Annotated in this window: 16 protein-coding genes and 2 pseudogenes; 7 read left to right on the top strand and 11 right to left on the bottom strand. The window is 37.2% G+C overall.

Going from position 1 to position 19,901, the window contains the following annotated elements:
- The first annotated feature begins 207 nt into the window (after positions 1-207).
- The 4 genes from LEP1GSC199_RS13765 to LEP1GSC199_RS13750 are packed head-to-tail and all read left to right on the top strand — an operon-like array spanning position 208 to position 5,036.
- Positions 208-1,101 carry a bile acid:sodium symporter family protein gene (locus LEP1GSC199_RS13765; protein WP_002985418.1) on the top strand — a complete coding sequence of 298 codons (894 nt, stop codon included), beginning with the start codon at positions 208-210 and terminating at the stop codon, positions 1,099-1,101.
- Positions 1,102-1,103: 2 nt separating this feature from the next.
- On the top strand, positions 1,104-2,069 hold the full coding sequence (locus LEP1GSC199_RS13760) for an NAD-dependent epimerase/dehydratase family protein (protein ID WP_002985415.1): 966 nt from the start codon (positions 1,104-1,106) through the stop codon (positions 2,067-2,069).
- Entirely contained in the window at positions 2,059-3,840 is a 1,782-nt protein-coding gene (locus LEP1GSC199_RS13755) for a Vgb family protein (protein WP_002985459.1), read from the top strand. Before LEP1GSC199_RS13760 ends, LEP1GSC199_RS13755 begins: the two co-directional genes overlap by 11 nt.
- The gene (locus tag LEP1GSC199_RS13750; RefSeq protein ID WP_002985470.1) at positions 3,837-5,036 is read left to right on the top strand and encodes an MFS transporter; all 1,200 of its coding nucleotides are present in this window, start codon (positions 3,837-3,839) and stop codon (positions 5,034-5,036) included. The genes LEP1GSC199_RS13755 and LEP1GSC199_RS13750 overlap by 4 nt, the downstream gene beginning before the upstream one ends.
- A gap of 1 nt (position 5,037) precedes the next feature.
- On the opposite strand, the gene LEP1GSC199_RS13745 is transcribed toward LEP1GSC199_RS13750, so the two are convergent.
- The 10 genes from LEP1GSC199_RS13745 to LEP1GSC199_RS13700 are packed head-to-tail and all read right to left on the bottom strand — an operon-like array spanning position 5,038 to position 16,518.
- Entirely contained in the window at positions 5,038-6,267 is a 1,230-nt protein-coding gene (locus tag LEP1GSC199_RS13745; RefSeq protein WP_002985515.1) for a DUF2804 domain-containing protein, read from the bottom strand.
- Positions 6,268-6,296: 29 nt separating this feature from the next.
- A complete protein-coding gene (locus LEP1GSC199_RS13740) occupies positions 6,297-7,859 on the bottom strand; it encodes a methyl-accepting chemotaxis protein (protein WP_002985436.1) in 1,563 nt (520 codons plus the stop codon).
- A 2-nt stretch (positions 7,860-7,861) separates the two neighbouring features.
- Positions 7,862-8,647 (bottom strand): enoyl-CoA hydratase/isomerase family protein, encoded by a 786-nt coding sequence (locus tag LEP1GSC199_RS13735; protein WP_002985492.1) that lies wholly within the window; start codon positions 8,645-8,647, stop codon positions 7,862-7,864.
- A gap of 11 nt (positions 8,648-8,658) precedes the next feature.
- Positions 8,659-10,584 (bottom strand): AMP-dependent synthetase/ligase, encoded by a 1,926-nt coding sequence (locus tag LEP1GSC199_RS13730; RefSeq protein ID WP_002985421.1) that lies wholly within the window; start codon positions 10,582-10,584, stop codon positions 8,659-8,661.
- Positions 10,585-10,592: 8 nt separating this feature from the next.
- Positions 10,593-11,423: an SDR family NAD(P)-dependent oxidoreductase gene (locus tag LEP1GSC199_RS13725; RefSeq protein ID WP_039926880.1), complete on the bottom strand. Its 831-nt coding sequence runs from the start codon at positions 11,421-11,423 to the stop codon at positions 10,593-10,595.
- Positions 11,416-12,405, bottom strand: a complete 990-nt coding sequence (locus LEP1GSC199_RS13720; RefSeq protein WP_002985453.1) for an NAD-dependent epimerase/dehydratase family protein — start codon at positions 12,403-12,405, stop codon at positions 11,416-11,418. Before LEP1GSC199_RS13720 ends, LEP1GSC199_RS13725 begins: the two co-directional genes overlap by 8 nt.
- A 1-nt stretch (position 12,406) precedes the next feature.
- Entirely contained in the window at positions 12,407-13,534 is a 1,128-nt protein-coding gene (locus tag LEP1GSC199_RS13715; protein ID WP_002985488.1) for an acyl-CoA dehydrogenase family protein, read from the bottom strand.
- A complete protein-coding gene (locus LEP1GSC199_RS13710) occupies positions 13,535-14,413 on the bottom strand; it encodes a bile acid:sodium symporter (protein WP_002985473.1) in 879 nt (292 codons plus the stop codon).
- A gap of 4 nt (positions 14,414-14,417) precedes the next feature.
- A complete protein-coding gene (locus LEP1GSC199_RS13705) occupies positions 14,418-15,959 on the bottom strand; it encodes a GMC family oxidoreductase (protein ID WP_002985512.1) in 1,542 nt (513 codons plus the stop codon).
- The gene (locus LEP1GSC199_RS13700; protein ID WP_002985403.1) at positions 15,952-16,518 is read right to left on the bottom strand and encodes a hypothetical protein; all 567 of its coding nucleotides are present in this window, start codon (positions 16,516-16,518) and stop codon (positions 15,952-15,954) included. The genes LEP1GSC199_RS13705 and LEP1GSC199_RS13700 overlap by 8 nt, the downstream gene beginning before the upstream one ends.
- A gap of 167 nt (positions 16,519-16,685) precedes the next feature.
- On the opposite strand from LEP1GSC199_RS13700, the gene LEP1GSC199_RS13695 reads away from it, so the two are divergent.
- Positions 16,686-17,267: a TetR/AcrR family transcriptional regulator gene (locus LEP1GSC199_RS13695; RefSeq protein ID WP_002985518.1), complete on the top strand. Its 582-nt coding sequence runs from the start codon at positions 16,686-16,688 to the stop codon at positions 17,265-17,267.
- A 3-nt stretch (positions 17,268-17,270) separates the two neighbouring features.
- Here LEP1GSC199_RS13695 and LEP1GSC199_RS13690 read toward each other — a convergent pair whose 3' ends face one another.
- Positions 17,271-18,425 carry an EAL domain-containing protein gene (locus LEP1GSC199_RS13690; protein ID WP_051999768.1) on the bottom strand — a complete coding sequence of 385 codons (1,155 nt, stop codon included), beginning with the start codon at positions 18,423-18,425 and terminating at the stop codon, positions 17,271-17,273.
- Between the two features lie 63 nt (positions 18,426-18,488).
- Between LEP1GSC199_RS13690 and LEP1GSC199_RS21335 the strand changes: the two are divergent.
- Positions 18,489-19,666 (top strand): annotated as a pseudogene (locus LEP1GSC199_RS21335) (integrase core domain-containing protein).
- A gap of 39 nt (positions 19,667-19,705) precedes the next feature.
- Positions 19,706-19,901: pseudogene (locus LEP1GSC199_RS20985) on the top strand (serine/threonine protein kinase); the annotation flags it as partial.

The following is a 19,901-nucleotide window of genomic DNA, read 5'->3' as shown; positions in this document are numbered from 1 at the left end:
ATTTGTAAGGATCTCAACTTAGTTTTTGAATCGAATCTCCTTGGAAAAGAAGTTAGTGTTCAGAAATAACTTCCCTTCCTCATGCGTTTCCCTTAAAAAAAGATAGAACCTAATTTTCCTTAGAAGAAGATAACGTACTGCGAACCATCTTTTTATCAAAGATGTGTTCTTTATTGGATACATTTTGTTCTATAGGAATCAATGAGGATGAATTATAATAACGACTACCAAATCGTTTTAGGTCTTGTATTGGCACTGATGATTTTCGGTGTTGCATTGGAACTTAGGTTCATTGCTTTTAAAGCGGTACTACAACGTCCGATCTCTGCTCTCGCAGGGCTTATCGGTCAGACTATTTTTTTACCTTGGATCACTCTTCTGATTACCTTGGTACTCGACTTACCTGCAGGAATTGAACTAGGCATGTTGTTAGTTGCTGCAAGTCCTGGAGGCAACTTATCTAATATCATCACTCATTTGGCCCGTGGAAATACGGCTCTCTCTGTGAGTATGACAGCAGTCTCCAGTGCTTTTGCCATCATCACTTTACCACTTAACTTTACCATTACGGCAAATTTGAATCCTGTCACCCAGGCCATGATTTCCGGAACGGGCGAACTTCATATTGATAGTATAGCTATCATTAAAGGTCTTGTGATTCTACTTTTATTTCCCTTAACTCTTGGAATGGCGATTGGTAATTTTGCAACGGGAACCGCACACAAAATCACTCCTTTTTTCAAAAGGGTTTCATCATTTGCCTTTCTTGTGTTTATCCTTGTAGCCGTTGGGGGAAACTGGAAAGTATTTTTAGACAATATGGGATTTATTTTCCTTATCGTTGTTTTTCACAATATGGTAGCCCTTGCGGTTGGAAATTTAATTGCTAGAGTTTTTCGCCAAGATCCTTACAATCGCCGTGCCATTACCATTGAAGTGGGAATGCAAAACTCAGGCCTTGCTCTTGGCTTAATTCTGACACAGTTCCAAGCGGAACCAAACATGGCTTTGGTGGCTGCTTTTTGGGGGATTTGGCATATTGTTTCGGGACTGTTACTGGTTCTGTATTGGCGAAAGTTCTCACCGATCGAAGGTACTTAAACTTGAGAGTATTCATCACTGGTGGTGCCGGATACATTGGCACCTCGCTTATCCAACATATAACAAAAAACTTTCCTCATTGGAAGATTCTGACAACCGATATCAAACCACTAAAAGGATTGGATCATGTATCCAATCTAGAATTTCAAATTTTAGACATTAGTAATCGTGATGAGGTAGTAAAGGTAATTCAAAACTGGAAACCTAATTCCATAGTCCACTTAGCTTCCATCTTAAACCCACCACCTGGAATGAGTGAGGAAATCCAACATAAAATTGATGTGGAAGGCACAAAGAACGTGTTAGATGGTGCAGTTTTAGCCAATACAGAACAGATCATCATCACAAGTTCTGGTGCGGCTTACGGGTATCATAAAGACAATCGAGATTGGATTGAGGAAACAGATCCCATCCGTGGGCACTCTGCTTTTGTTTATTCTAAGCACAAAAAGGAAGTGGAAGAAATTCTTTCCAACTACCGCACAAACCACCCTGGTTTAAAACAATTAATTCTAAGACCAGGAACCATCTTAGGGGCTACAGTGAATAACCTAATTACTGATATGTTCCGAAAGCCATTTGTCCTAGGGATATTGGGGCACAAAAGCCCTTTTGTATTCATTTGGGATGAGGATGTAATTCAAATCATCGCAAAAGGAATTTTAGAAATAAAAGAAGGACAATTCAATCTGGCAGGGGATGGTGCGCTGACTTTGAAAGAAATTAGTTCTATGATTGGAAAACCTTACATTGCGATTCCCGCATTGATTTTACAATCGGCGCTTTTTCTTTTGCGGATGTTCCGACTGACTCAATATGGTCCAGACCAAATTGACTTTTTACGTTATCGGCCTGTTTTATCCAACAAACAACTGAAAGGTGAATTTGGATACACACCAAAATTCACATCCAAAGAAACATTCATTTTATACTTAAAAGCAAAAGGGGTTCCCTACTATGAAAATTAAACTATTTCTCTTTTTAATACTCTTCACCTATTTACCGTTACTTGCCATTGAGATTGAAGTGAAAGATGCTTCGGGAAAACCTTTGGATTTGGTTATGGTCACGGTCAAAGCCGAAAAACCACAAGTGGCTCCAAGAGATGATCATGGGTATCCACCCGAAGGTTTAGTTTTTACCATCACACCAGAAGTGACTATGTTTACCAATCCCAATGGACGTGTACAAGTTCCCTTTGCCTATGCACCTTCGGTGATTGTTCGTTTGCGTAAGATTGGATTCAAAGACCAAAACCTTCGAACCTTTCCTTCTGGATCGAGTCAGTCCTTTCGGATGGAGAAGGTAGTGGATATGAATGCACTTGTTAGCCAATACCCTTCCAATAGTTGGGTGGCCGCTTTAGATTTTGGGGAAGATAAGGATTTAAGAAAAACCTATCTCGAACAATGCGGGTTTTGTCACCAACAGGGAAGTTTTTTTATGCGTCGGGCTTTTACAGAAGGAGATTGGGAAGAGATCATCAATCGTATGATGGGCTATGGGGCAAGGCCTCATGGCAAAGCCAAAAAAAAGCTCCCAGGCCTTCTTTCGCATGCTTATGTAGATTTACTCAAACATCCGGAACGTGTGAAACCAGGGCGTATCTGGGGAAAAGAATTACATGGAGCAGTGATTCGGGAATGGCCGATGGGGGATAGTTTTTCTCAGATGCATGACCTTTTGTATCATAAAAAAACGGGCCTTGTGTATGTGGGTGACAATATCCAAGACAGACTTTGGGAAATAGATACTAACACAGGTAAAACGGTCGTCTATAAAGTTCCGAAACAACCAGATGACGAACTCGGAGGCCTATTACCTGGAAGATTACGTTCCTTCCAAAAACATGAAACCTATGTGGGTTTACATTCCTTAGCAGAGTCACCAGTCGATGGACATATATTCATCACACCATCTTTACAAAAACGGATTACTGAATTTGATCCAGTTACAAAAAAATTTACTGACCATGTATTTGCTGATGGATTGTATCCTCACACCGTTCGTATTGACGAAGAGGATCGAGTTTGGTTTACACTGGCACTTTCCAATCAAGTGGGGATGTTTGATCGTAAAAAAAATACATTCAAAAATTATACTCTTCCTGCAAGAACCACGAAAGAAAGTTTTAGTTTGTGGATCAGTGGGTTCATTGTGAAATTGATGAACTGGGGATTCCCTATGCATTTGTTGCCCGTGGATGAAAGGGTAAGTGGGATGCCACTTCCTTATGGCATTGATATCGCACCTAACGGAAATGTATGGTTTACTCGTTTGCATGCGGATACGATTGGTGTGATCAATCCCAAAGATGATAGTTTTCAATTGATTGAAACCCCCTTCCAAGGACCAAGACGACTTCGAATTGATAAAGAAAATCATATTTGGATCTCTGCCTTTCCCGAAGGTGCGATTGCAAAATACACTCCCGAAGATGGGAAATTTAAAATGTATCCACTACCCACAGCAGTGGATGGTGTCGAAACACCCTACTCTCTCAACGTAGACCGACAAAGGCATCTTGTTTGGGTGAATGGCACTTCCTCGGACAACCTCATGGCAATGGATATCAAAACCGAAGAATGGAAAGTATATCCCATGAGTCGAAAAGTTACCTTTACTCGGGATGTAGAATTTGGACCAGATGGAAAGGCTTATTCCTGCAATGGGGCTTTTCCTAGTTGGCATATTGAAGATGGACAACCCACGCTAATGGAAATCAAACAATCAAAATGAATTCAAAAGAAAACTTTAGTGAAGGTCAAATCGTTAGATTTTTAGCCGCATCTTTTTTAGGTTTTTTAGCCGGCCACCTAACTAACTATAGTGTCATTTTGTATGCTCAAGACGTTTGGAACGCGGATGCACTTGCAGGTTTAGGATTTGGTTTGTGTTTTGGAGTTCCGCTTATCCTTGGTTGGTTTGCAGGTGCTTGGTGTGACTCTTATTCTCCCCAAAAATTGGCACAAGCTGCCCATTTATCCTTTTTGGGTTCTTTAGGTTTGTTACATTTATCCTCACGGATGGAAGGTGAGCTTTCTGTTATCATCTATCTATTAGGCGCTGCCTTTGCTGGTATGGGCTGGTCGGTCCTTGCCCCTGCTCGCATGTCGCTGCTCGGAAGACTTGCGGGCGAACGTCAGGTAAAGTTGGCCGTTGTCTTCAATATCCTTGTAATGCTTGGATTTGGTGCCGCACCACCTATCCTTGCCTTTTGTCGGAAGATTAATTCTTGGGAAATGGTTCACCAAACGGGAGCTACACTATTTCTGATTGCGATGATTCTACTTATCGGAATCCAAACAGAAGGTCTTGGAAAATCATCATCGGCATGGGACCGAATTTTGAGAGGGGTATCTTATGCAAAAAATCATCCTCTTCTCAAACAAACTTTACTATTTTCCATAGTGATCTATTGTTCTATGGGTCCAGTCCAAGTTATGATGCCACGGTTTGCAAAAGGAGTTTTGGAACTAGGTGAATTGGAACGTGGCTTCTTTTTGGGAGCACTTGCCTTAGCACTGTTAGTTGGTGGTGGAGTTTCTTTAAAACTAGCAAAAATAATTGGTTATGGGAAGATGATACTACTTGCTGGTTTGTTTTGTGGTTTGGGATTTTTTGGGATTGGATTTAGTACGATTGTATGGGTATCCGTTTTATTTTTACTTTTTAGTGGATTTGGTGCCGGGGCAAGCATTAGTCTCATCGTTGCCATTCTCCAATCAGAAGTGACAACAGAGTATAGAGGAAGGCTTGTGAGTTTGTATACGATCACAAGCCAAGTTGTACCTGCGGTATCTGGATTATTATCTGGACTGTTGCTTGTAAAAGTTCCCATTGCAACGGCAGTGATTACTGCGGGAGCCACAATCACTCTGATTGTGATTTTAAGCACAATCAGATTAGATACTCTAAGGAATTATGAACGTTAATTTACCACTGCTGGTACATTTGTTCTGCAAAACCAGCAAGGTTTTTTACTTCTAATTTAGTCCCGTTGTCCAATACCACATAACCGTTGTAATGACCAAAGGCTTTGTTCAAATAGGCCTCGGTTTTCAGTAGGTCTAAAATTTCTGAGAAAGTAAAGTTTTGATACAATTGTTTCAAAAAACCAATCATTCCCATTAAATCAATGTCTGAATGCAAAAGATAAACGGGTGTAAATTCTAATTCCAATCGACCTTCGTTGCTAATAAACTTCCAAGGTTTTTTGTAATCGGTAACATCATACTTCCAAGTAACTTTATCTAGTTTATGAACTTTTCCTTTGTAAACAATTCCATTTTCAGTGGCATTGTTTGGAATTCCAAAACCATATCCCAAATTTAAACTGAGTAACTCACCTTCAACAAGGCCAGCACCCGCCGCCCAAAGCCATTTGTTTTTTTCTGGCCATGTACCTCTACCCCAATCAAGCACCGCATAACTTTTGTCATTAAAATCATAAGTTACGTTGTTGTATTGGATGGAACCTTTACAAAGTAAACTCGGCATTTTATATTCATAAAAAAATGTTGATTCAGAAAATGGAGTGATGACAGCAAGAGCTTCCGGTGCCTTTTCTACTAACTCAAAATTTCCTTTGATGTATTCAGAACTAGAATCACCAACGATGGAGTATTCTATGATTCTTTTTTCTTTTAGTTTTGTGATTCGAATGAACTGATCCCCTTTTTTGAATTCGATAGGATCCGTAGTATTGGTTGGAAAAAATATTTCTCCTGGTCTCACTAGTTCTGTTTTGGAAAACAAAACTTTCCCTGTGGCAAATTCTAAAAGTTCAATGCTACCCATTGCTAAATTTCCAATGTCAGTGATGGTCACAGCCCCACCGAATTTTTCATTATAAAATGTATAATGTTCCCAACGTTTGTATCGTTTCGGATCGGCTTTAATAAAAGATTCATTAATCTGAAAATGAGGGAATCTGGACCAACCAGAAATGTTTAACTTTCCATCTGCCAATAAAAGTGGAATCGAACTTTTGATTTCCTTTTGATTGGTAGGATTTGAGCCAGGTTCGGGAATTTGGACGATGGTTTTCCCGTGTTGGTCTATTATTTGACCAGGTTCTAATTTTGCATTAGAACAATTGAATATGCAAAAACTAAGGAAGATTATCCCTAAAACGTTTAGCAGTTGCGGTTTGATTTGAAACATAAATGTTCTCCAAAAAAATAAATCCTATACTAAGAGCCACTCAAAGTCAATAACTCTTGAGATTGAAATCTAATTTGTTCCACATACTGCTCTAAATTTCTGGAAGCATCCGAAATTTGACTCACCTCGTCTTCTAAAGCAAGGATTCCTTTATTCACTTCTGTTTGTCCCGAAATTTGTTCTTTTGTACTTAAAGATATTTGTGAGGACAAATCATTGATTTCATTCAAACGACCCAGCGTATCAAAAATAATTCCTTTTTGTTTTTCAAAAAGTTCATGCATATAACTTACTTTTTCAGTTGTTATTTCTAATTTTTGAATTTGATTTGTAGTTAAATTCCCCGCTTGTGTGGAAACTTCGGCAGCGTTAAAAATATATTTCCGCGAATTCCCTACAACTTCAGAAATAATCTTTGCATTAGTTGCAGTGAAATCTGCTAGTTTACTCACTTCACTGGCAACCACTGCAAATCCCCTTCCTACATCTCCAGCTCGCGCTGCTTCAATAGATGCATTTAGTGCGAGTAGATTTGTTTTCTCTCCGATTTCGGCAACAATCTGATTGATTTCATCTACTTTATCAAAAGAGGATTTTATAGAAGATAAGTACTCACTTGTACGTTTGGAAACGACTGCAATATCAGTAGTATCTTTTTTGTTTTCGTTCGCTAGTGAAATCAACTCTTGATTAATGGAACTTATTGTACCAACTAATTGATTGAGGTCATTGGATCCTGAAAATAAATCTGTAATTTTTATATTTTGATCATGTATAATTTTTGCATTGGACTCGAAAGAAGAAAAAAGTTCTGTGTTGATTGCTGTCACTTGCTCTAAAGATGCTGCTTGAGATTCTAATCTTTCTGCCGTTTGCGAAATATAATTTCCACAACTCTGAATGGAAGATTCTAAGTTTTTTGCCGCACCTTGAACCAAATTTTTCTGTTGGACCGACTTTTGAAATAAATCCTCAGATTCTTTTGCTTTCTCAATTCCTTTATCACTAATTCGAATCAAAAGTGCAATCAGTCTAGAAAGTAAAACACCACTTACAATTACGAATATCCCTTTAATGATTTCTGCAGAAGTTCCCACATACCCAGTTTGGATATACAAAGTTGGATCTTCAGTAGGGATTAATCCGCCATAGGAGACAGATATAAAATAAGATAAAAATACTCCCATCCCCGCCAAACATCCATTAAATAATACAAATCTAGGATTCCCCAAAAACCCAGAATAAATTAAATAAAAATACACAACCAATAAAACTGCGGTATTACTTAAAGCAGACTTTGCTTCCATAGGACCCATACTACAATCAATGGAAGTATTGATCAAATGGATTCCAATATCTAAGACAATGAGTAACTTATGAAACCAATCAGGTGGGTTGCCGATCCTCAGCCAAAAAAAACATATAGTTGCATAAACCCCCATAATGATTGTTCCAGTTAAATGGATCGTAAACATTGCAGATGGCATACTTTCTCTTGTTCCAAACAATGCAAAAAAGAAGATAAAAAATAAAACAATCCTGATTCGATTGACTGTTACTTTTCCATTTTGCCAAAGGCCCTCTATACTCATCGTTAATTTCCGGTAAACACTGGTTTACGATGATTGGAAAAACTATCTAGTGCCTCTTTTAAATCGGAAGAAGAAAGTAACTTAGATTGTAATTCAATTTCCAATTCCAAACTTTGTTCTAAAGGAATTTTATCACCTTGTCTAATAATTTGTTTGGTGATTGATACAGTCTTAGGTGGTAAGGACTTAAATTTATTTGCAAACTGCTTTACAGAATCATCTAACTTTTCTTGCGAAACAACTTTTGTTACTAAATTCAGTTGGAGTGCTTTTTCCGGATTGAATTTCTCACCTAACAAAACTAATTCATTGGTGGCAGCGATTCCAGCATTTCGAGTGATCCTGTTCGTTCCCATGAGCACAGTTAAACCTAATTTAACAAGAGGAATCGAGAAAACAGACTTTTCACTGGCAATTCTAAAGTCACAACATTGACCTAACATAAACCCACCGCCCATACAAAAACCTTGGAGTTTTGCTATGGTTGGCTTAGAGATATTCTCAAATGCTGTAAAACAACTCTGCATTTCTCTCATATTCGTCTTAAATTCTTCGGGACTGATTTCAGACGCTTTACTTAAAATATCAATGTTAACACCCGAAGAAAAATGTTTTCCAGCACCTTGCAAAATGATGGCCCAAACTTCATTATTTCCCTCTAGTTCTTTACTGATTTTTTTTAGTTCAAAAAGAGAATCCATATTCATTACATTCAAATCATTGGTTTGTAATGTAACTGTGGCAATCCGGTCTTCAATTTCTATATTCCAAGATTTATAAGTTTGCATTCAGAATCCGCCTATTTACGATACATAGATTCAATTTCATTATGATACTTTTCTTGAACTCTATTTCGTTTTACTTTTTGTGTTTGGGTTAATTCATCATGTACAACAAATGGATTTTGTAAGATATAAACATTGGTAATCCGTTCAAAAGACTTAAACCCATTTTTATCGGATACAAATCGTTTGACTTCCTCTTTCATTAACTTTTGTAAATGTTCATTTTCATTGTAGATACAGTTGTTTAAATCCAGTGAAATAGAATGTAAATCTAAGTAAGATTTGGTTTTATCTAAATTTAATAATAATAAAGCCGATAACGATTTTTTATCTTGTCCCACCACAACTGCTTGGTCTATATATTCGCTTTGTTTCAAACAAATTTCGATTGGCTCTGGCTCTACATTTTCGCCTCCAGAAAGTACAATTGTGTCTTTAGCACGTCCCGCAAACTTTAATGTACCTTGTGCTGTATAAACAAGTAAATCACCGGAATTTAGCCAACGATCAGCCGTTAATACTGCTTTTGTTTTTTCTTCTTCTAAATAATAACCTTTCATATTATGAAAGCCATGATGAAAAGCGACACCTTTGATTCCCGGTTTAGTAATTTCTTTTCCAAACTCGTCAATTAGTTTGATTGTGACTCCGTTAATCGGTTTCCCAACATTACCCACAGAAAAATCATTATAATGCCTAATCGTAGAAACACCAGAATTCTCTGTCATTCCATAGACCTCTAAAATAGGCATACCTATCGCATACATAAATCGATCTACTTCTGCTTGTAAAGCACCAGCACCAGCAAAGGCATATCTCAATTTACCACCTAATACCGATAATATTTTAGATAGAACCAATTTCGAAATAGGAAGTAACGGAAGGTAGATCACCAATTTAATAGAATGAAAAACTTGCGATAAAAATTGAAAAATAGTTTTAGGTGAATTTAATCTTGGAATTTTATCAAAGGCAAGATCATAACAAATTGAAAAATTTACAGAATTCCATACTAGTAATTTCAAAAAATACTTTTTGAAAACATTACTTTTGTTAATTGTATCTCTAATTTTGTCGTAAAAACTTTCCCAGACACGGGGAACCGTAAATAAAATTGTTGGTTTTGCTTTTGTTAGATCCTTGCCTAGTTCGGGCACTGTTGTGAATGCGATTTTGATTCCAGAATAAAAACAAATGGTTTCAAAGATTCTTTCTCCACTATGCCAAGGAGGAAGAAACCCTAAAGTCACATCACCTTCACCAACATGAACACCAGTTTTTCTGAATTCTGCCACAAGAGAATTAATTTCGAAAAGAATACTTCCATGAGTAAGCATCACACCTTTGGGTTTTCCTGTTGTTCCAGAAGTATAAATGATTGTCGCTAAATCTTCTTCCTGGATTTGTTTTCCTCTGGAGTGAAATTTGTTTTCGTCAATGGAAGAGCCCACTTTTTTTAAATCCGAGAAGTTTAAGATAGGTGAGCCGAGCTCAGTATTTTCACTCCTATGATCTCCAAATAAAACAACGGTTTCTATTTTTAATTTTTTTAGTTCAGGTAAAAACTTGAGTAAGGTTTTTTCATTTTCAATAAAGACAATTTTGCATTCCGCATGAGTCAAAATATAACTGATATCATCAAAGGTTGCATCTGTTCCGCGAGGAACATCAACACATCCAATATTAGTAACTGCCATACTCACTTGTAACCATTGGTGTCCCACATCGGCAATGATTCCAATTCTGTCACCAGCCTTTGTGTTTAGATAGAGTAAACCTTTCGACAAACCCTCTACAGAAGAAACAAATTCGCGATAACTAATGTCATGATATTCTTTCTTATTATCTTTATAACTCTGAACAGGAAGATCACCATACAAACGTCTTCCTTCTTGTACTAAGTGATACAGAGTTCTTTTTTCTAAATTGGGAACCTTCATACTTCTTCCTAAACGTTGATATTCATGTGGTTTAATAAGATTTTATCTTTAATTTTTTGTGGTAAAAATCGATTTAATCCCAAAAAGAATGTACTCATAAAATCAACCTGATTGAACAACTTTGGTTTATTTGAAACAATTACCTTTACAATTCTCTCAGCCGCTTGTTTTGGATTAGTCGCTGTTCTAATTAAGTCATTGTCTCGATTAATAAAACGAACACAACGATCATAATAAGGTGATTCCTTTTCCGGTAATTTTTGGGCTTTTGCTGCGAAGTTTGTAGATACTTGGGCCGGTTGGATCATAGCCACTTGGATCCCGAAAGGAGTTACTTCATAACGCATAGAAGAAACCATCCCCTCAATTGCAAACTTAGTCGCAGAATAAATGGACTCAAATGGAAAAGGAACTTGGCCTACGAGCGATGACATAACTATAATTTTTCCTTTTTTTGCAACACGCATAGAAGGAAGGAAAGCTTGTAATAGACGTGCACATCCCATGACATTGATATCAAAACATTGTAATGCCTTGTTCAAATCAACTTCTTCAAATGGTCCAAAAAAACCAATTCCCACATTGGAAACAACTGTATCTACGTTACCAAACTTCTTTAAAACGGTATCTTTGAATTTAATGATTTTATCTGAGTCGGTGATACTCAATGGTTCTAAGTGGAAATTTGCGTTTAACTTTGTTAGTTCAGCGGAAAGACTATCTAGATATTTTTTTTCAATATCAAATCCGCAAATAGTATACCCTTCTGCCGCTAACATGAGGGATACTTCTCTTCCCATTCCCTGTGCAATTCCACTAATTACTATTACCTTATTCATTTTTTTCTCCTTTAGAAAAATATTTCATTTTTAAAATAGAACTTTTAAAATCTGGATATTTTAAACTATAACCAACTGATTTCAGTTTTCGATTATCCATATAATAATCGTTATATAAATATTTAATTGCTTCAAATTCTAAGTCTGGAATCTTCCCTCTAAGTTTTGCAATCGGTGCTTCCAATTTCGCCAAAACTTTAAGAAGTCCCAAAGGAATATGAATTTTATTAATCTTCGAACCAAATGCTTCTGCGGCTAAATCCAAAGCTTCTTCTAAAGTTGGGTGACTATTATCCGCTAAATTAAAGATTCCTCCAAATACAGCTTCTCTTTCAGAGAAATAGATAGCTGCAGATGCTACGTCTTCTACTCTAACATTCGCTAATCTTTGTTTACCATTTCCGGGAATTCCTGCGATCTTTCCAGGTCTAGAAAATACTTTTCCTGCACCATCGTTACAACCAGGTCCATAAACTGTACAGGGCCTTAGGATAACTGCACTTAGTCCCATTGGTATCTTGCTTAGTACGATTTGTTCACCATCGTATTTACTTTTTCCATAAGCATCCAAAGGAAAACATACGTCCGTTTCTTGAAACGGAGTACCTTTGTAGGTTCCATAAACACTAGAAGAACTAAAGTGAATATATGCTTTCACTTTAATTTCTAGTGCAATGTCTGTAATTAAATCAACTGCATTTACATTGATGGGTTTTAACGTTTCATACGGAGTGCTTAAGTTACAAATTCCCGCTACATGAAATACACGATCCACTCCCTCAAATAAAGGGCGAAGTTCTGATTCTTTACGAATGTCAGATCTAACAAATTCAATATTCGGATTCTTTATGGATTGGATACGGTCATTCCGTAAATCCGTAACACGAATTTTTAAAGTTGGATCCTTTGAAAGTTCTTTTAAAAGTTCAAAGCCAATAAAACCATTCGCACCAGTAACTAAAGTTGTACCTGTAAATTTCATATTAATAGTGATACGATGGACGGAGAATTTCTCTAGCTACGTTATTTAGCATTACTTCTGAACTACCACCACCGGCTAACAGAGACTTTACTTCTCTAACGTAACGATCGTAGGGGCGGTTTCTATAACAAGCATGAGAACCTGTGAGAGTGAATGCTTTATTTACTGTTTCATCTGCAACAACACCTGCAAGATACTTAGCAATAGATGTTTCTAAATTGTGATTCACATTTTGATCATGTAACCAAGCTGCTTGGTTCCTTGCAAGTTTCGCTGCTTCTAATTCTGATGTGAGTTTTGCTATGATCCACTGAATTCCCTGAAAGTCAGAAACTCTGTTTTCACCGACCTTTCTGGATTTTGTAAAGGAAACCGCATGTTCCAAACAACCTCTAGCAATTCCAAGTAACTGTGATGCAACACCCAACCGACTCAGTTTAAAGATAGCCATAAAAGTTTCGATCCCTCTTCCTTCCCTACCTAAAACTGTATTCGCAGGGATTCGACAATCTTCAAAGTGAACATCATACATCGGTGCTGATCTTAAACCAATGGGATCTTGTTTTTCATAGCGAATTCCTTTGCTATCTTTATCTACCAAAAACTCAGTTAATCCTTTATCTGTTTTAGCTAATACCATCATCAACTGAGCTTCTTTCCCCAAATTGATATGTACTTTCAATCCATTTAACACCCATTCGTTGCCATCTTTCACAGCTGTTGTTTGAATGTTTTGGAATGAAGATCCTGCATCTGGTTCAGAAATTGCTTGGGCAGCCATAATCTTTCCTTTTGCCAGTTCAGGTAACCACTTTCTTTTTTGTTCCTCGGTTCCGACTGCCAATAAACCTTGTTGGGCCTGAATCAAATTCTGAGGACCATAAACAAGTTCTTTGGCCGTTTCTTCCATGATGATTGTATATTCCATGGCTCCTTTTCCCATTCCGCCGTATTCCTCTGGCACAATCACTCCAGTCCAACCCTTATCACCTAACGCATTCAGTACGTCCCAGGAAAATTCACTATCTCGTTCCTCAATATCCCTTTGTGGATCTGCACCCGCAATCTTTGCATATGCAGCAACTGCTTCTCGCAATCGGTTCTGTTCTTCTGAAAAATAAAAATTCATTTAAGTAATTCCTTTTAGTTCTTTCTTTGATGTTAAATAAAAATATAAAGTTGCGAGTGACGAAGTGATAGGGACGAATAAAGCGTATAACAATGGCATCCACAAGATCTCATTGATTAAATTCGGAGGAAAACTAAGCAAAATCACTGCGATTGTTAATGGTCCGTTTTGAATTCCTGTTTCTAAGGAAACGGTTCTACTTTGGCGGTCGGTTAGTTTTAAGATACGACTAAAAGTATAACCAAATACATAACCCAAAACCGTAATAAGGATCGCAGAAATGTACATCGTAAATGTAGTTTTTTTAAGTATGTCTATATTTTTCGGAACCATAACGATCAGAAGAAAAAAGATCATGAGAACACCCAAAAAACTTCCCACTTTTTCAATCTTTAACGCCAATTTGATGTTAGCCGATCTAATTTTTATTCCAATCAATACTGGTATTATCAGGATAAAAATGGAACCAATAATACTCTTATAAGGTATTTGAATTTGTTCTGTATTGAATCCTGAACAATACAACCAAAACAAAAAAGGCATCATCACAATTGCAAGTATCGTAGAAGTAATGGTCATACTTATACTCAGAGCTACATCACCTTTAGCGTAATACGTTAATAGATTTGAGGTAGTCCCACCGGGAGTACATCCGACCAAAATTAAACCAATAGAAAATAGTGGCGAAAGTCCAAATCCTTTGGCTAACCCAAAGGCAATTAAAGGCATAAAACCAAATTGAGATACCATCCCGATAAACAATGGTTTTTTGGAATGCACTGCTTTTTTAAAGTTTTCTACAGTTAATGTTGTACCCATAGCAACCATCAGAAAAAAAATCATGGAAGCAAATAAAATCTCTTCGACTCGTGTTAACATAGTTTTACTTAAATTCCCCGACCAACTGAGTCGCTAATTTCGATGCAATGGCATAAATCGTAAAACTCGGATTCACTCCTAAACTTGTGGGAAAAATAGAACCATCAATTACTGATAAATTTTTTATATGATGGTGTTTACCATTCGTATCGACTACCGATGTTTTGTTATCCGTTCCCATTGGATTACCACCTAACGGGTGAGTAGAATTCACAACTGTGTTAGGAGATTGGATTGTCATTGATTCAATACCTTTTTTTGCATCCAACCAATTAGAAAAGGGACTTACGGCATTGTTGGCAGGAACAACGGTTTTTGCACCTGCAGCAAATTGACATTCTGCCATGGATAAATAGGACCTTCGTATCCCATCGATTATATAGTCATTGAGAGGATAATCGAGAATTGGATAACCGGCATCATTTAATGCCACAGTTCCACCTTGACTCTTTTCATTAAATCCATCTCGAATTTGAGAGACTAACACATGCAAATTGGGATAACTTTTTACATACGCTTCAAATTCTTCTCCAACTAATTTACGCAAATTCATTAAAACAATAGGTTGGGCACCCACAGCTTCTATATTGTAACCAGCTCGCCCCGTAACTCCATCCTTCCATAAAAATTCATCAGAAGCAACAGATTGTGGTGCTCCAAAAAATCCATAAACAGAAGAAGGCATTTCAGCAACTGAATAATTATGTAATTGTACAAAAGTTCTTTTACCGATCAATTGGTATGGGTCTGGAAGTTTGGATCGCAAAAGTAGGGCCGGGGAATTGATTGCACCAGCACTTGTAATGAAATGTTTTGCAAACAATCGTATTTTTGGTTTTATCTCTCCTTGGGTCACCGCAGGAGAACAAACTAAATGGTCTATGGAATTTTCTTTCCACTCATAACGAACCGCTTTGGTATTGTATAACAACGTTGTTTTTTCTTTGAGGGCCGAAGGAATGGTGGTTACCAATTGGCTTTGTTTGGCATCAACGGGACAACCCAACCCACAATAACCTAACATATGACAGTTCTTAACATTGCGAGGAATGGAACTATACCGCCACCCTAACTTTTTTGCACCTAAACTAAGTAGATTATTATTTTGATTATGAGCTTCCCATGTCTCGATAGAAAGTCTTTTGGATGCCACCGCAAACCAAGGTTCCAAATCATCGGCACCATAACCTTTGATTCCAAAGTTTTTATCCCAATAACTAAGTGTTTCATTCGGAGTTTTAATACAAGTTGTCCAATTAACAACAGTGGATCCTCCCACAGTCCTTCCTTGTACCACAGTGAATGCTTTGTCTTTTGTGGGACGAGTGGCACCTTCAAAGTATAAGCGATTGAACGTCGAAAGTTCTTTTAGATCAAAATCTTTACTCGTCTCGTAGTTTCCTTCTTCCACAATAATGACACGAAATCCCGCTTTGGATAAAATCTCTGCACTGGTTCCACCACCAGCACCGGAACCTACGACGACAAAATCTGCTTCTAAATCCAGATCCTTCTTTAAATAAGAAACATTGATTAATTTATCCATGACGTAACCCCAATGCATGTTTTGGACCAGGATACCCAACGTATTTCCAGGAATAGGGTGTTTCAAAAAATCCAATAGTAATCATTGATTGTAGTAAAAAGAAAATAGAACGAAACAAACTTATATATGACATCTTCCATTGGTTTAAAGTTTTAATGACAACGTTTCGATCCGTCAGTTCCCAATGAGAACCAGAACCAAACAAATACCATCTAACAACTCTTAATTTTAAAAATTGAATGGCTTCTAAAATTTCATCTTGGGTATGAATCGGAAGAGTATATAAATAAGAATCGATACCAAGGATCACCTCATTGAGAACCTTTTCCTTCTCTAAGGGTTCTTCAGGAAGAAACTGGAATAGGAGAGCCTCACTCAAATGAGAGAAAAACTCCTGAGCTTCAGGATCTAAAAATTTGCAATCGATACCCCTGCCAGCGATCACTGAGGTAGTAGATGGTTTGCAATTCCAAGTGGAAAGAAACAGAAAAACCGCGCCAAAAGCAGATGTTTTGACAACAGTTCGCCTAGAAATTAGATTTTTTCTCGAAATTGCCATCGTAAATCCGTATTATCCTCGCGAAATAATGAATGAATATTCATTCCTTTTTTACTTTACAAGTACTTTTTTAAAAAAAGAATGAAACGAAAGAGATTTTGGGATTGAATGATCCCAATTGAAAAAGGAACAATTCATCCAATTTGTTTGGATGGTAGTGAGTACCATTGATCGAAAAGTCGTTAAAACTAAATAAAAGCGAAGAAATCCTTACTGCTGCATTAGAATTATTTACTGCAAAAGGGTTTGATGGAACAGCCGTTCCACTCATTGCGGAAAGAGCCAACGTAGCAGCTGGAACAATTTACCGATATTTTGCGAGTAAGGAAGAATTAGTGAATAGTCTCTTCCAACGCTGGCAAGAAAACTTATATGATAAAATCAAAATTGATTTTCCAATGAATGGAAATCCGAGAGAACAGTTTCATTTTATCTGGCATTCTATGGCTGAATTCCAAAGAGAAAATCCTCTTGCCTTTGATTTTTTAGAGATGCAGTACAACCTTCCTCATTTAGATAAAAAAAGTGTAGAAAAACGGGCATTACTATTAAAATTTTTAACTCGATTTGCACATAACAACCGTAGTATATTTAGAAATTTACCACCTGATGCACTGATTGCAATTGTTTGGGGAGCTTTTGTTGGTTTGGTAAAAGGATCGCGAAACGGGAAAATTAAACTAGATTCAGCATTTTTAAAGGAATCTGAAGAACTGATGTGGAATGCAATTCAGTTACCCACTAAATAAATTTTAATCTAAAGTTAAATCTACAAAAAAAGAATAACCTAGTTCGTTCACCCGTGAGAAAACAATTACATTCTTATTTAATTCTTTATCCCAATAAGGATCGCTGACCTGCCAATTCTCAGAATCTCTAAAAACTTGTTTCACATGTTTATAAAAAAATGGCATATAAGACCAGTTTTTCTGAATTAATTGCAGGTTTTCCGTAAAACCCATCTCACTAGTCCTTTCATAATATGGTGAAACTTGAGTACCAGACCAATCGGTTACATAAACTCTTTTAATATGGGAATCTAATTTGAAAAATGAATGTGGATCGATAATCACCCGATTATCTAGTTTAATTGTTTTTAAATTAATTGTATTGAGTTTTGATTTGATTTGTTTTTCAAATTCAATCTCTGTTGCGACTTCTTTTCTTTTTATTTCATGATAAAGTTGTAAGTGAGGTACCACAGTATTACAAATACTTTGTTTATCTTGATTTAGTTCGGAAGGCCTTCCTAAAAAATACCCTTGCAAAAGACTTGCACCAGAACTAATGGCACGGTACAACTCTTCTTCAGTTTCAATTCCTTCAAACAATAGCTGAGATCCAATACTCAGGGAAATTTGTTTTAAATATTCTAAAATAGATTGGTATTCTCTTTTTTCGATGGATTTTTTTAATAAATTCAAATCAATTTTAATGATATCAGGTTTAATGGCACCTAATCGTTCTAAGTTGGAAGATTCAGATCCTACATCATCCAATGCAATCCCAAATCCTTGTTCTCGGAGCAATTCCACACCAGCAGCCAAAACATCCGTTCCGTAACTTCCTGATTTTTCGGTGATCTCAATTACAATTTGATTCAAAGGAATCCCATAACTATTTACCAAATCAGAAATTGGCAATGAGTTGGAACGGCTTTCTTCATATTCCAATATAACTTGGTCCGGAGACATGTTTACAAACAATAAGTCCTTCGTTGGTTGTATTTTGGTCAGTGCAAGGCTGAGTAATTGTCTATCAATAACACTCATTCGAAGTGCCGAAACATGTGGGTCACTAAACTCTGGAATTGAAATTAACTTCCCACTTGCTTCGCGTATGCGGCCCAGTGATTCATAAGCAACCACCGTCTGTTCCTCAACTGAAAAGAGGTATGAGGAGGTCAGATAGGTAACAAAAGAGACAACTCACATGGGTAACACCTACATTGTGTATCGGAGGACAATCCGATGCCTTGGAAGGAAACCAAAGTGATAGAAGAAAGAATCAAGTTCATAGCAGCTGTTAAAAGTGGTCAGTGGTGTTTTGCCGATCTTTGCCGAGACTTTAATATATCGAGAAAGACTGGCTATAAATATCTAAAGAATTATGAGTCGGAAGGTATCGACGGACTCAAAGATAAATCTAGAAAAAGAATCACTCAGTCCAATGAAACTCCTGAGAAAATCGTTCACCTAATTGTATCTTTACGTGAAGACCATCCATCTTGGGGTCCCAAAAAACTCCGTCCCATACTCAAAGCAAAGTTTCATCGCATGAAACAGATTCCAAGTGAAACTACAATTGGAAACATTCTTCGCAAAAAAGGCCTAGTCAAACCTAAGAAAAAAAGACCAAGAGTTCCACAGTCTCTATTTCCTTTTTCCAATGTAGTCGCTCCCAATGATGTATGGTGTGTTGATTTTAAAGGCCATTTTACAGTAGGAAATGGCAATCGCTGCGATCCACTAACAATTACAGATGCATATAGTCGCTACCTTCTAGCATGTGAAATCCTGAATAAAACGAATGCAGAGCAAACAAAAGCGGTATTTGAAAGGGTTTTTAAGAATATGGACTACCACAGGCAATCAAATCAGATAATGGATCACCTTTTGCAAGTAAGGCCATTGGCGGCTTAACTAGTCTTTCTATATGGTGGTTGAAATTAGGGATCCGACCGGAACGCATTGAACCAGGGAAACCATCTCAGAACGGTCGTCATGAGAGAATGCACAGAACACTCAAAGAAGAAACTGCATTACCCCCAAGATCTAGTTTGGATGCACAACAGACCGCCTTTGATTCATTCCGTGAAGAATTTAATAAGGTAAGACCACATGAAGCTTTGGGTTTTCTGACACCTGCAAAAGTTTATAAATCTTCGAAAAGGACATTCCCAAAAAAGATTCTAGAGGTAGCTTATCCCACACATATTGTTACCGATAAAGTCCATGAAAGTGGTTTTGCGCAGTACGGGCCCCATCGAGTGTTCTTTGGGAATCCTTTCATTGGAGAGGTAGTTGGCTTTGAAGAGATATCTGATCGGCATTGTCGTCTTTACTTTGCGGATGCAATTCTTGGAATTTTGGATTTGTATACGAGTAAAGTGTTGAAATACCAGAGGCTATTGTATAGAATTGACTAGTAAAAGTGTAACCCATGTGAGTGATCTAAAGTGTTACCGATGTGCCTTTCCATACACCAATCAATAAAATTTAATGATACATTTTATCTACAAGCCTTACAAAGATCTTTTAAAGCATTAGGAACATACTTCCGAATGGTGACAGACCATGGAAAAGATAAGTTCAAACCGTCGATCATATCTTGTCTCAATCAATTGGAAGAAATTATCCAATTGGGTATGTTTGCCGACTCAT

The sequence above is a fragment of the Leptospira vanthielii serovar Holland str. Waz Holland = ATCC 700522 genome (assembly GCF_000332455.1).
Taxonomy (GTDB): Bacteria; Spirochaetota; Leptospiria; order Leptospirales; family Leptospiraceae; genus Leptospira_A; species Leptospira_A vanthielii.
Note: the sequence above shows the minus strand (reverse complement) of the source record. Positions and strands in the feature narration are given on the sequence as shown.